The organism is Micromonospora sediminicola (assembly GCF_900089585.1).
Taxonomy (GTDB): Bacteria; Actinomycetota; Actinomycetes; order Mycobacteriales; family Micromonosporaceae; genus Micromonospora; species Micromonospora sediminicola.
Genome location: NZ_FLRH01000003.1, coordinates 605,001 through 617,907 on the forward strand (window position 1 = coordinate 605,001; position 12,907 = coordinate 617,907).

General features: G+C 68.9%; 8 protein-coding genes and 2 rRNA genes (1 of these 10 running past the window's edge). 7 read left to right on the forward strand and 3 right to left on the reverse strand.

Annotation, left to right across the window (positions count from 1 at the left end):
• From GA0070622_RS03305 to GA0070622_RS03315, 3 genes are all read left to right on the forward strand, one after another.
• Positions 1 to 2,766 (forward strand): 23S ribosomal RNA (locus tag GA0070622_RS03305) (it extends 344 nt beyond the left edge of the window).
• 73 nt (positions 2,767 to 2,839) lie between these two features.
• Positions 2,840 to 2,956, forward strand: a 5S ribosomal RNA gene (gene rrf, locus GA0070622_RS03310).
• A 210-nt stretch (positions 2,957 to 3,166) separates the two neighbouring features.
• On the forward strand, positions 3,167 to 3,793 hold the full coding sequence (locus tag GA0070622_RS03315; protein ID WP_091568329.1) for an NADPH-dependent F420 reductase: 627 nt from the start codon (positions 3,167 to 3,169) through the stop codon (positions 3,791 to 3,793).
• 65 nt (positions 3,794 to 3,858) lie between these two features.
• Here GA0070622_RS03315 and GA0070622_RS03320 read toward each other — a convergent pair whose 3' ends face one another.
• Entirely contained in the window at positions 3,859 to 5,676 is a 1,818-nt protein-coding gene (locus GA0070622_RS03320) for a VanW family protein (RefSeq protein WP_176710409.1), read from the reverse strand.
• A gap of 185 nt (positions 5,677 to 5,861) precedes the next feature.
• Between GA0070622_RS03320 and nudC the strand changes: the two genes are divergently transcribed.
• From nudC to GA0070622_RS03335, 3 genes are all read left to right on the forward strand, one after another.
• Entirely contained in the window at positions 5,862 to 6,788 is a 927-nt protein-coding gene (gene nudC, locus GA0070622_RS03325) for an NAD(+) diphosphatase (RefSeq protein WP_091568339.1), read from the forward strand.
• Positions 6,789 to 7,239: 451 nt separating this feature from the next.
• The gene (locus GA0070622_RS03330; RefSeq protein ID WP_091576824.1) at positions 7,240 to 7,791 is read left to right on the forward strand and encodes a DUF6230 family protein; all 552 of its coding nucleotides are present in this window, start codon (positions 7,240 to 7,242) and stop codon (positions 7,789 to 7,791) included.
• A gap of 80 nt (positions 7,792 to 7,871) precedes the next feature.
• Entirely contained in the window at positions 7,872 to 9,404 is a 1,533-nt protein-coding gene (locus GA0070622_RS03335; RefSeq protein WP_091568343.1) for a DUF6114 domain-containing protein, read from the forward strand.
• Positions 9,405 to 9,467: 63 nt separating this feature from the next.
• On the opposite strand, the gene GA0070622_RS03340 is transcribed toward GA0070622_RS03335, so the two are convergent.
• Together GA0070622_RS03340 and GA0070622_RS03345 are read right to left on the reverse strand one after the other, a co-directional pair.
• Positions 9,468 to 11,138, reverse strand: a complete 1,671-nt coding sequence (locus GA0070622_RS03340; RefSeq protein ID WP_091568347.1) for a DUF885 domain-containing protein — start codon at positions 11,136 to 11,138, stop codon at positions 9,468 to 9,470.
• A gap of 74 nt (positions 11,139 to 11,212) precedes the next feature.
• Entirely contained in the window at positions 11,213 to 11,836 is a 624-nt protein-coding gene (locus tag GA0070622_RS03345; RefSeq protein WP_218060565.1) for a Uma2 family endonuclease, read from the reverse strand.
• A gap of 90 nt (positions 11,837 to 11,926) precedes the next feature.
• On the opposite strand from GA0070622_RS03345, the gene GA0070622_RS03350 reads away from it, so the two are divergent.
• Positions 11,927 to 12,904, forward strand: a complete 978-nt coding sequence (locus GA0070622_RS03350) for a DMT family transporter (protein ID WP_176710410.1) — start codon at positions 11,927 to 11,929, stop codon at positions 12,902 to 12,904.
• Positions 12,905 to 12,907: the final 3 nt, after the last annotated feature.

The window sequence follows — 12,907 nt, forward strand, 5'->3', positions numbered from 1 at the left end:
CACGCATTCGAGGAGTTACAAAGCTGGTGGCTAGTCGAACAGTCTGGAATGGCTGACCGTAGACGGTGATAGTCCGGTAGGTGAAAGTTGCCAGTCTTCTGTGGGTGTTCCCGAGTAGCGGCGGACTCCTGAAATCTGCCGTGAATCTGCCAGGACCACCTGGTAAGCCTAAATACTTCCTGGTGACCGATAGCGGACGAGTACCGTGAGGGAATGGTGAAAAGTACCCCGGGAGGGGAGTGAAATAGTACCTGAAACCGTTCGCCTACAATCCGTCGGAGCCTTGCGGGGTGACGGCGTGCCTTTTGAAGAATGAGCCTGCGAGTTAGTGGCATGTGGCGAGGTTAACCCGTGTGGGGGAGCCGTAGCGAAAGCGAGTCTGAATAGGGCGAACATAGTCGCATGCTCTAGACCCGAAGCGGAGTGATCTAGCCATGGGCAGGCTGAAGCGCGGGTAAGACCGCGTGGAGGGCCGAACCCACCAACGTTGAAAAGTTGGGGGATGACCTGTGGTTAGGGGTGAAAGGCCAATCAAACTCCGTGATAGCTGGTTCTCCCCGAAATGCATTTAGGTGCAGCGTCGCGTGTTTCTTGCCGGAGGTAGAGCACTGGATGGTCTAGGGGGCCCACAAGCTTACCGAAATCAGCCAAACTCCGAATGCCGGTAAGTGAGAGCGCGGCAGTGAGACTGCGGGGGATAAGCTTCGTAGTCGAGAGGGAAACAGCCCAGATCACCAGCTAAGGCCCCTAAGCGTGTGCTAAGTGGAAAAGGATGTGGGATCGCATAGACAACCAGGAGGTTGGCTTAGAAGCAGCCACCCTTTAAAGAGTGCGTAATAGCTCACTGGTCAAGTGGTTCCGCGCCGACAATGTAGCGGGGCTCAAGCACACCGCCGAAGCTGTGGCATTCACATTTCAACCTCGCTTGGACTTGATTCCTTGTGCAGGTGTGTGGATGGGTAGGGGAGCGTCGTGCCGGGGGTGAAGCAGCGGGGTGACCCAGCTGTGGACGCGGCACGAGTGAGAATGCAGGCATGAGTAGCGAAAGAAGGGTGAGAAACCCTTCCGCCGGATGACCAAGGGTTCCAGGGCCAGGCTAATCCGCCCTGGGTGAGTCGGGACCTAAGGCGAGGCCGAGAGGCGTAGTCGATGGACAACGGGTTGATATTCCCGTACCCGCGAAAGAGCGACCCTGATGAACCTCGTTGTGCTAACCATCCGAGCTGCCGGACGTCTTCGGACTGATGGTGGTGAGCGTGGGAACCTGGCGGGTAGTAGTCAAGCGATGGGGTGACGCAGGAAGGTAGCTGATCCCGGCCGGTGGTTGTGCCGGGGTAAGCGTGTAGGCCGTACCGTAGGCAAATCCGCGGTGCACATAGGCTGAGACGTGATGCCGAGCCGATTCAGGTGAAGTCAGTGATCCTATGCTGCCGAGAAAAGCCTCTAGCGAGTTCTTAGCGGCCCGTACCCCAAACCGACACAGGTGGTCAGGTAGAGAATACCGAGGCGATCGGGCGAACTGTGGTTAAGGAACTCGGCAAATTGCCCCCGTAACTTAGGGAGAAGGGGGGCCGGAGACGTGAAGCCCCGCGCGGGTGGAGCGTTGTATGGCCGCAGAGAGCAGGGGGAAGCGACTGTTTACTAAAAACACAGGTCCATGCGAAGAAGTAATTCGATGTATATGGACTGACGCCTGCCCGGTGCTGGAACGTTAAGGGGACCTGTTAGCTCTTCGGGGCGAAGCGGAGAACTTAAGCGCCAGTAAACGGCGGTGGTAACTATAACCATCCTAAGGTAGCGAAATTCCTTGTCGGGTAAGTTCCGACCTGCACGAATGGCGTAACGACTTCCCCACTGTCTCAACCACAGGCCCGGCGAAATTGCATTACGAGTAAAGATGCTCGTTACGCGCGGCAGGACGGAAAGACCCCGGGACCTTTACTATAGCTTGACATTGGTATCTGAATTAGCTTGTGTAGGATAGGTGGGAGCCGGTGAAGTCCATACGCCAGTATGGGTGGAGGCAATCTTGAAATACCACTCTGGTTGATTTGGGTATCTAACTTCGGACCGTTATCCGGTTCAGGGACAGTGTCTGGTGGGTAGTTTAACTGGGGCGGTTGCCTCCTAAAGGGTAACGGAGGCGCCCAAAGGTTCCCTCAGCCTGGTTGGCAATCAGGTGTTGAGTGCAAGTGCACAAGGGAGCTTGACTGTGAGACTGACAGGTCGAGCAGGGACGAAAGTCGGGACTAGTGATCCGGCACTGGCATGTGGAAGCGGTGTCGCTCAACGGATAAAAGGTACCCCGGGGATAACAGGCTGATCTTCCCCAAGAGTCCATATCGACGGGATGGTTTGGCACCTCGATGTCGGCTCGTCGCATCCTGGGGCTGTAGCAGGTCCCAAGGGTTGGGCTGTTCGCCCATTAAAGCGGTACGCGAGCTGGGTTTAGAACGTCGTGAGACAGTTCGGTCCCTATCCGCCGTGCGCGTAGGATACTTGAGAAGGGCTGTCCCTAGTACGAGAGGACCGGGACGGACGAACCTCTGGTGTGCCAGTTGTCCCGCCAGGGGCACGGCTGGTTAGCTACGTTCGGAAGGGATAACCGCTGAAAGCATCTAAGCGGGAAGCTCGCTTCAAGATGAGGTATCCCACCCACATTTGTGGGGTAAGGCCCCCAGCTAGACGACTGGGTTGATAGGCCGGAAATGTAAGCCCGGTAACGGGTTCAGTTGACCGGTACTAATAGGCCGAGGACTTGACTACCAAGCTGCTACGCGTCCACTGTGCAACTCTGAACAAACACCACCCATCGGGTTGGTTGACATGTTCATAGAGTTACGGCGGTCATGGCGGAGGGGAAACGCCCGGCAACATTCCGAACCCGGAAGCTAAGCCCTCCAGCGCCGATGGTACTGCACTCGGGAGGGTGTGGGAGAGTAGGACACCGCCGGACAATCTTCAGCTCAGGGCCACCCCGTATGGGGTGGCCCTGACGCATTTCCCCGCCGGTCCGGCCGGAATCACCACGGCCGGCCCGGGGTGTCTCGTACCGTCGATCGGGGATCCTTCCGTGCGCCCGGCCGCCCCTGGCGGCTGGAGAAACGTGACGTGGCGTACGGCGGGTTCGTGATCGGGACGGACCGGCCGGGGTACAGGAGTGGTCATGGAGATCGGAATCATCGGGTCGGGGCACATCGGGGGCACCCTCACCCGTCGTCTGAGTTCACTGGGCCACGACGTGACGGTGGCCAACTCGCGCGGGCCGGAGAGCCTCGCCGACCTCGCCGCCGAGACCGGCGCGCGGGCGGCCGGGCTGGAGGACGCCGTCCGGGGCGCGGAGCTGGTGGTCGTCGCGATCCCGCTCAAGGCGGTGCCGCAGCTGCCGGCGGCGCTCTTCGACGGCAAGCTCGTGGTCGACGCGAACAACTACTACGCCCAGCGCGACGGTGAGATCCCGGAGCTGCTGGACCGGAGCCTCAGCTCCAGCCGCTGGACGGCGGACCACCTCAAGGGCGCCCGGGTGGTCAAGGTCTTCAACAACATCCAGGCCGCGCACCTGATGGACAACGGCAAGCCGGCGGGCACCGTGGGCCGGATCGCCCTGCCGGTGGCCGGCGACGACGCGGACGCCAAGCGGATCGTCATGGGGCTGGTGGACGAGCTGGGCTTCGACCCGGTGGACGCCGGCACGCTGGACGAGAGCTGGCGCCAGCAGCCGGACACGCCGGTCTACGGCACCGACCGCGACGCGGACGGCGTGCGGGAGGGCCTGGCCGCGGCGCGGCCCTGAGAACCACTGAGGACAGCGAGAGGCCCCGCCGGCCATGCCGGGCGGGGCCTCCTCGTGTGCGCGGGTCAGGCGCCCGGCTCGGGCGCGCAGATGAAGCGCGGCTCCGGGTCGTAGCGCCAGCTGAACTTCTCCCGCTTGATCACCTTGCCGTCCTTCTTGATCACCCGGTACGCGTCCTGCGCGAACCCCACGCTGCCCGCCGCGGCGATGCAGTCCGGTCCGGGCTTCAGGTAGACGGTCTTCGGCTGGGTGATGTTCCGACGCGGGCCGTACTCGGTCTTCACGCTGTCGTAGATCTTGGTGCTCCAGATCGACACGGTGATCGTGCTGGACGTGTACGACGTGTCGATGAGCACGCCGTGCGGCGTGTTGTTGCGGAACTTGAAGTCGAGCTGGGGCCAGTAGATGGTCGACTCGATCACGGCCGGGTAGCGGCTGAAGTAGAACGAGTGCGGCTTGTGCTCGACGTCCTGCATCCCCGCGTAGTAGGTCGCGTTGAACAGCGTGGTGGTGAACTGCGAGACACCGCCACCCACCCCCGGCACCAGCTTGCCGCCCACGATCGTCGGCGCGTCCTGGTAGCCCTGGTCGTAGCCGCGCTCACCGGTGTGGCCGTTGAGCGAGAAGGTCTCCCCCGGCTTCACGATCGTGCCGTCCACGTCCTTCGCGGCCTGGACGATGTTCTGGCTGCGCGGTGAGGAGAGGCCGCCGGTGAACCGGGTGGTGAAGGTGGAGACGCGCTCCTTGATGCCCAGCTCCGCGAGCGCGGCCTCGGTCAGCTCCGGCGCGGCCGGCTTGAGCTCGGCGCTGACCGAGCGGCCGGTCGACCTGGGCAGCACCGCGAGCAGTGCGGGGCCGAGCGCGGCGGCGTCGACCTGGCGGCCGGCGCGGCTGGGCACCACCTTGGGCTTGCCGCCGCTGATGGTCAGCCCGGCGTCGCGCGGTTCCACCTCGAGCGTGGCCAGCTTGCCGCCGAGCGCGGCACGCAGCCGCTTGACGTCGACCCGGGGTGTGAGCGTCCCGGCTTCGTCGGCCGAGAAGCGCAGCGACCTGGCGATGGCGGCGGGCGGGATGGTCACCGACCCGCCGTCGGTGGTGAGCGTGACGGGTGCGGAGACGGCCGGCCGGGCCAGCTCGGTGACGAGCCGGTCGACCTCCTCGCGGGTGGTTGCCGGCCACTTCTCCACCAGCGGCACGGTGACCGGCCGGGCGGCGAGCCAGCCGGACGTCACCGCCTCGGTCGCGCCGGCCGTGTCCACGGTCAGCGCCGGCTTCGGGTAGACCGGCTTAGGGGTGGTGCCGGTCCAGATGATGGCCGGCATGGTCATCTCCCGGCCCTGGGAGCCCATCGCCTTGCGCAGGGCGGCCTCCAGCCGGGCGGAATCGACGGTCACCACCGGCTCGACCGTGCGGGACCCGACGAGCCGGCTGACCGCGTGCGCGTCGGCGGCGGCGGCCGCCGCGACGGTGGCGTCCACGTCGATGGCGAGCCCGACGTCGGCCGGCTTCAGCTCGGCCTTCTTCTCGCCCACGGTCACCGTGAGCGGGGCGGTCAGCGTCTCGGCGCGGCGCTCCAGCTCGGCGCGGAGCGCCCGGGCAGCGTCCGCCCGGCTCCGACCGCCCAGCTCGGTGCCGAGCACGGTGGTGCCGCGGGGCACGTCGCCGGCGTAGGCGTAGGCGCCGACGCCGACGCCCGCGGCGAGCACGGCGGCGGTGAGCCCGCCGGCCAGCAGCAGCCGGCCGCGCCGGGACCGCCCGGGCTTCTCCCCGCCGCCAGTGTCGGGCGGTGTGGCGACCGGCTCCAGCTCGACGCCGGGCCAGCTCACCGCCGCCACCTTGATGGTGGGCCGGTCGTCGGCAGCCGGCATCTTCTCGCCGTTCATCGTCACTGCAACCTCGATCGGAAAGACACGCGGGGACCGCTTCCCCCGCGGGAGACACCTACGGTAACCAACGCTCGAGCCGGTCGGGAGTCTCCGGCCGGCAGCCGTGTCGGGCGAGTGCCGGTGTCGTACCCGTCACCCGTTTCCGGCCCCCGCTCCGTCGCCGGTCGTGGCACGGTGGGCGGGTGCGGACGGATGACCGGGTGGTGGCCGCGTACGGCGGTGGGTGGCTGGACCGGGCGGCGGCGCTGCGCGGCGACCCGGCCTGGCTGGCCGGGCGGTTGGCCGATCCGGAGAGCGTGGTGCTGCCGCTGTGGCGGGACCGGTGCCTCGTCGACGCCGGGCGGACGCCGGTGCGACCGGCGGTGGTCGGTGCGGCCGGCCTGCTCGCCGCCGCCGACGAGACGGTCTTCCTCGGCTTGGCGGAGGGCCGGGCGGTCTTCGCCGCCGACCTCTCCGGCCGCGCCGAGGGCGAGGCCCGCGACCTGGCCGGCGCCGTCGAGGCGGTGGACGTCCGGTCCCTGGTGGGCGGGCTGGGGGCGGCCGAGGCGGCCGTCCAGGCGTACGCGAAGGGGTTGCTGCACTGGCACCGGGGCCAGCGGTTCTGCGGCGCGTGCGGCGCGGCGACGGTCGCCGGGGCGGGCGGGCACACCCGGGCCTGCACCGGCGACGGGTGCGGCCGGCTGCTCTTCCCCCGGATCGAACCCGCGGTGATCATGCTGGTGGAGTCGTCCGGTGAGCCGGAGCGCTGCCTGCTGGCCCGGCACCGTGGCGCCGGCGAGGACTCGTGGTCGCTGCTGGCCGGTTTCGTGGAGATCGGCGAGAGCCTGGAGGACGCGGTTCGGCGGGAGCTGGTCGAGGAGGCCGGGATCGCGGTGCGCGGGGTGGTCTACCAGGGTTCGCAGGCGTGGCCGTTCCCGGCCGGGCTGATGGTCGGCTTCCGGGCGACGGCGGCGTCGACGGAGGTCCGGGTCGACGGTGCGGAAGTGGTGGAGGCGCGCTGGTTCACCCGGGACGAGCTGCGCGCCCGGGTCACCGCCGGTCGTCCGCTCGGCCGGATCGACTCGATCGACCGCCACCTGCTGGGGTCGTGGTTGGACGGCCGGAGCTGACCGGTCTCCGGTCGTCGTCGCGGGTCGGCCGGACGGGTGATCGGCACCTCACCCTCAGCGGCTTGTCAGCTGGCCGTTACTGAACTGTGATGTTTGACCGTGATGGCTACCACAGGTGAAACCTCTGCGCCATCGTGTCGTAATCAGGCCGGTTTGCCCAGGGCCGGTTGTCGCCGGGACGTTAACCGATGGTAACCGTAGGCGATCTTGATACCACAGCTGTGTTACCCGTCAGTAGCAAGGGGCTTGTGAGGTCTGTCGCTTCGCGAGAGCATCCAATCCGCGACCGCGCGGCCCGTTCGGCACAACGGCACCCGCGCCGCCCCGCAGCTTTCCGTCCCGCGTCGCGTCCCGCGTCCGGAGACGCACCCCCGTCGAGGAGGACCTTGTGAGTGAATCGGAGAACCGCGAGCTGAGTGGCGGCACCCGCTGGCGGCGCTTCGCCGCGGTGATGGTGCCCGCGACCGTCGTGGCCGGCGGCATCGTGCTGGGGATGGCCAACGGCGCCATCGCGGCGTCGTTCGCCGTGTCGGGCCAGACCTTCAAGGTCGGCGCCTCGAAGCTGGAGGGCACCGGCTTCAAGCAGTACGGCGGCATCGCCAAGGAGTCGGACGGCACCCAGCACCCGGTGGCGGTCTCCGAGATCGCCGACGCCAAGCTCTACGACCTCTGCCAGTCGGTCAACGCCAGCATCCCCGGCGTGCCGATCGTGCTGACCATCAACGCCGGCGGCGGCGGCAAGCCGGCCACCGCCACCAACCTGCTGATCGACATGGACTCGCTCGAGGGTGACGCCCGGTTCGAGAACATCAAGATCGGCCGGGACGCGGCCGACATGAACCCGGCGCAGCCGGTCGTGCCGAAGTCCTTCGGCCAGAGCGCCGACGCGGTGACCATCACGGACCTGGAGCAGGTGGCCCGTTCCACCAGCGCCGGCGTCTTCACCCTCAACGGCCTGAAGCTCAAGGTCAACGTGGGCAAGGACGCCAAGGAATGCTTCTGATCTGAACTCGAGGCCCGCGGAGGGCGCCCTCCGCGGGCCTCGACCATGTCTCACCCCGTCAGCACCGCCAGGAGGAGTACGTGACAACCGCCGAAACGCAGCAGGCCCGGCCCGGTCGGCTCGGCCAGGCGTGGCGTGGCTTCCGCCGGTGGCGCCGGGCGCGGCCGTTCTGGGGCGGGCTCTTCACCACCCTGGCCGGCCTGGAGATCTTCGCCACCACCCAGTTGAGCCTCAACGGCCTCACCTTCCAGATGGGGCCGACCGGCTTCCTGTCCTGGCTCATCCCCACCATCCTCGTGGCCTGCGGCATGCTGCTCTGGTTCAGCCCGGCGCAGCGCATGTTCTACGCGGTGGTCGCGGCGATCACCGCGCTCTACTCGCTGATCGGCGTGAACCTCGGCGGCTTCTTCATCGGCCTGCTGCTCGGCATGGTCGGCAGCGCGCTCGGTTTCGCCTGGGTGCCGCGCAAGGGCCCGGCCGCCGACGTGCCTCCGGCGGAACCGGCCGACGACGAGCCGGTCGAGGAGCCGGCCGACGAGCCGGAGCCGGCCCTGGTCGACGAGCTGCTGCCCCGGCAGCGGGAGGACGACACCACCGGGGTGCTCACCGACACCCTGCCGGAGCCGCGCAACCCGCTGCGGGAGTCGGCCCCGGCGGAACCGGCCGTGGACGCGCCGCCCACGGACGCGCCGCGCGGTTCCGGGCAGCCGCCCCGGGCGTACGCGATCCTGCTGGTCCTCGCCGTCTCGGCGGCCGGGCTGGTCGCGATCCGCGACGAACGGCCGGCGATCGCGGCACCGGCGGCCTGCCCGACCACCTCGGCCCCGGCGCCCAAGCCGTCCGCCTCGAAGACCCCGACGGCCTCCCCGTCGGCCAGTCCGAGCACCACCGCGCCGGCCGAGCCGGCGGAGGAGAAGGACGGCAATCTGCTGACCGACATCGTCGACGGCATCACCGGCCTGTTCACCGGCGGTGACGACGACAAGGCCGAGCCGTCGCCGTCCGCGTCGGCCGTGGCCGCCGCCGCGGCGACCCCGAGTGGAAGCGCCACGCCGAAGCCCAGCGGCAGCGCCAAGCCGTCGACCCCGGCCGAGCCGGGCGCCGACTGCGACGAGGACAAGCCCGCCCCGACCAAGCCGAAGCCGGTCGAGGAGGGCAAGCCGCTGCCCAAGCTGGCGGCCGACCCGAACCAGCCGATCGTCGCCGACCCGCCGTCCCGGCTCACCGGCTCCAAGGTCACGATGACGGGGCTGCGCTTCGAGGGCATCGTCGAGCTGCCGACCCGGGACGGCACGCTCAAGTGCCTGAAGTTCACCATGGACAAGGCGGTCACCGACGACTTCACGCTGCTGGCCAGCGGCCCGGCCGGCAAGAAGCAGCGGTACGTGACCGACCGGCTCACCGTCGAGGGCGACGTCGCCTTCTACGCCACCCGGTTCGTCGGGTACCTGCTCGGCATCAAGATCACGCTGACGCCGGACCTGCCCTTCCCGGACGGCATCCCGATCACCTCGCCGATCCCGATCAGCTTCACCGACCCGGTGATGGAGCTGGCGTACGAGAACTCGAAGTCACTCACCGCCCGGCCGGTGCTCCGGGTCGACCTGGCCTGACCGGCGCGGACAGCGAAACGGCCGGGAGCCGGAGGGAACTCCGACTCCCGGCCGTCGCCGTGCTCAGAGCCGGGCCAGCGCCCGGCGCAACGGGTCGAGCCCCAGCGCCCCCAGGTCGAGCGCCTGGCGGTGGAATTCCTTCAGGTCGAAGTCGGCGCCCTTGCGGGCCTTCGCCTCGTCCCGCGCCTGCAACCAGATCCGCTCGCCCACCTTGTACGAGGGCGCCTGCCCCGGCCAGCCCAGGTAGCGGTTCAGCTCGAAACGCAGGTTCTCGTCCGGCACCCGGCAGTGCGCCCGCATGAACTCCCAGCCCAGCTCCGGCGTCCAGCGCTCGCCCGGGTGGAAGCCGAACGGGTTGTCCGCCGGGATCTCCAACTCCAGGTGCATGCCGATGTCGACGATGACCCGGGCCGCGCGCAGCGCCTGCCCGTCGAGCATGCCGAGCCGGTCGCCCGGGTCGGCCAGATAGCCCAGCTCGTCCATCAGGCGCTCGGCGTAGAGCGCCCAACCCTCACCGTGCCCGGAGACCCAGCAGAGCAGCCGCTGCCAGCGGTTGAGCAGGTCGGCCCGGACGGCCGTCTGGGCGACCTGGAGGTGGTGGCCGGGCACGCCCTCGTGGTAGACGGTCGTCACCTCGCGCCAGGTGGAGAAGTCGGTGATGCCCTGCGGCACCGCCCACCACATCCGCCCCGGGCGGGAGAAGTCCTCGCTCGGGCCGGTGTAGTAGATGGCGCCGTCGCTCGTCGGCGCCAGCCGGCACTCGATCCGGCGGACCTGCTCCGGGATGTCGAAGTGGGTGCCGTTCAGCTCGGTGATCGCCTTGTCCGCGAGCTCCTGCATCCAGTCGCGGAACGCCTCCTTGCCGCGCACGGTCCGCGCCGGGTCGGCGTCGAGCGCGGCGACGGCCTCGTCGACCGTGGCGCCCGGACCGGCGATCTGCCCGGCCACGATCCGCATGTCGGCCTCCAGACGGGCCAGCTCCGCGAACCCCCAGGCGTACGTCTCGTCCAGGTCGACCTTGGCGCCGAGGAAGTACTGCGAGGCCAGTTCGTAGCGCTCCCGGCCGGCGGCCTGCTTCTCCCGCCCCACCGGGGCCAGCTCGGTGCGGAGGAACTGACCGAACTCGGCGGTGGCCGCGGTCGCGGCGGCGGCGCCCTTGCGCAGCTCCGCGCCGAGCGTGCCGTCCGCGTCGAGCCGCTCGACCAGGCCGTGGAAGAAGTTGTCGCCCTCCGGGTCCACCCAGACGTCGCACTGCTTGGCCACCTCGACGAGCTGCACCCGCGAACTGACCCGGCCGTCGGCGGCGGCCTCGCGCAGCGTGCGCTTGTAGCCCTCCAGCGCCGACGCGAAGCGGTTGAGCCGGGTGGCCACGTTGGCCTTCGCCTCCTCGCCGTCGGTCGGCATCAGGTCGAAGACCATCCGGATCTCGTGCAGCCCGCTCTCGATGACGCTGATCTCGCTGGTGGTCTCCCCGGCGTCGTGCCGGGCGAGCTCCAGGCCGAGGCGTTCCTGCATCGCCTCCTTGGCGGTCCGCTCCGCCTCGGTCTCCGGCTCGGTCACGTCGAGCTGGCCCAGCGTGCGCCGGACCAGGTCCGCCCGGGCCGCGTAGCCGTCCGGCGAGAGGTCGTCGAGCTGGTCGTCGTAGCCGGCGATGCCGACGTAGGTGGCGCCGGTCGGGCTCAGCGGAGCCCACTCGGCCACGTACCGGTTGGCGAGGTCATCGATTCGTCCCACGGGCGAACCCTACGTGACCGGGCCACCCCGGTGTCGACAGTGTTTGCCGTGTTCGCCGGCACCGACCCGACGGCTCAGGGCAGCAACTCGACCGGATCGAAGTCGATCGTGAAGGGTGCGTCCAGCTTGAGTCGTTGGCCGCTGACCGCCTGCGCCGTGCTGACGTAGCCGCCGTCGCGGAGGGTGAGGAACTCGACGCCGACGTGACGGATCTGGCGGACGACCTGCACCCGCATGAAGTACGGGACGCCGGCCTCGGCGCAGCGGCGGGGCTGGTCCACGAAGTCCTGACGGCGGCTGCCGGGCGACACGAACTCGACCGCCATGGTGCACAGCCGCACCGGGATCCAGCGATCATCCTGGTCGGTCTCGGGCAACGCGTGCAGGACGGTGAGATCGGGCTGGATCCAGCGGTCCGGGCTGAAGGTCAGGTTCACCTGGCCGAAGACGTAGTAGCCGGCTTCCTTCGCCGCGGGCTTGAGCAGATGCAGCAGCTCGCCCTCGGCATAGCTGTTGGTGCCGGTCTCGGCGGGGGTCATGACCAGCCTTCCGTCGATGCACTCGTAGCGCGCGTTCGGCAGCTCGCGCAGCGGGAGGTAACGGTCGGCGAGCTCGGTGGTCCACATCCCGTCGAAGTCGACGAGCGGATCGAACGGCGTGGGCATGGCCATCGACGTCTCACCTCCTCGGCTGGTCAACGCCTCCACTGTAAGGCGGTTGCTGTGGCGGTCGACACGGCGTCTGAATTTCGCGCGACATCGTCGTACCCCAGGGGCAGAGTGTCAGGGGTGACAGTCGAGACCACTCCTGACCGCGCGCCGCTGCGGAGCTGGCTGCCCGGGTTCGTCGCGCTCGCCGCCATCTGGGGCTCCAGCTTCCTCTTCATCAAGGTGGGGGTGACCGAGCTGCACCCCGTGCAGCTCACCCTCTTCCGGGTCGCCACCGGCGCGGTCACGCTTCTGGTGGTGCTGGCCGTGCTGCGCGACCGGCTGCCCCGCGAGCCCCGGGTCTGGGCGCACATGCTGGTGGTCGCCGCGTTCGGCGTCGCGCTGCCGTTCACCCTCTTCGGCTTCGGCGAGCAGCGGGTCGAGTCGATGCTGGCCGGCATCTGGAACGCCACCACGCCGCTGATCGTGCTGCCGCTGGCCGTGCTGGTGTTCCGCACCGAGCGGCTGACCGCGCGGCGGGCCGTGGGGCTGGGGCTGGGCTTCGTCGGCGTGCTGGTGGTGCTCGGCGTCTGGGAGGGCGTGGGCGGTGCCCACTTCACCGGCCAGCTCATGTGCTTCGGGGCGGCGGCCTGCTACGGCCTGGCGATCCCGTACCAGAAGAAGTTCATCGCGGGCAGCGCGCACTCCGGGCTGTCGCTGTCGGCGGCGCAACTGCTCGTGGCCACCGCGCAGCTCGCGCTGGTCGCGCCGCTGGTGGCGGGCGCGCCCCCGATGCCGACCGACCTGTCGCTGCGGGTGGTGGCCAGCGTGCTCGCGCTCGGCGCGCTCGGCACCGGGCTGGCCTTCGTGATCAACATGCGCAACATCCGGCTGGCCGGGGCGAGCACGGCGTCCACGGTGACCTACCTGATCCCGGTGTTCGCGGTGCTGGTCGGCGCGGTGGTGCTCGGCGAGCGGATGAACTGGCACCAGCCGGTCGGCGCGCTGGTGGTGCTCGTCGGGGTGGCGGTCGCGCAGGGCCTGTTCGGCAGGCGTGGACGCCGGCCGGAGCCGGTGGCCCCCGCGGCGCGCACGGTCGAGCCGGCCGCCCGGGGCTGACCG

Excerpts from the sequence above, each read along its gene's own strand:
- GA0070622_RS03315 (WP_091568329.1), top strand. The coding sequence starts at position 3,167 with ATGGAGATCGGAATCATCGGGTCGGGGCACATCGGGGGCACCCTCACC.
- GA0070622_RS03320 (WP_176710409.1), bottom strand. The coding sequence starts at position 5,676 with ATGAACGGCGAGAAGATGCCGGCTGCCGACGACCGGCCCACCATCAAG.
- GA0070622_RS03330 (WP_091576824.1), top strand. The coding sequence starts at position 7,240 with ATGGTGCCCGCGACCGTCGTGGCCGGCGGCATCGTGCTGGGGATGGCC.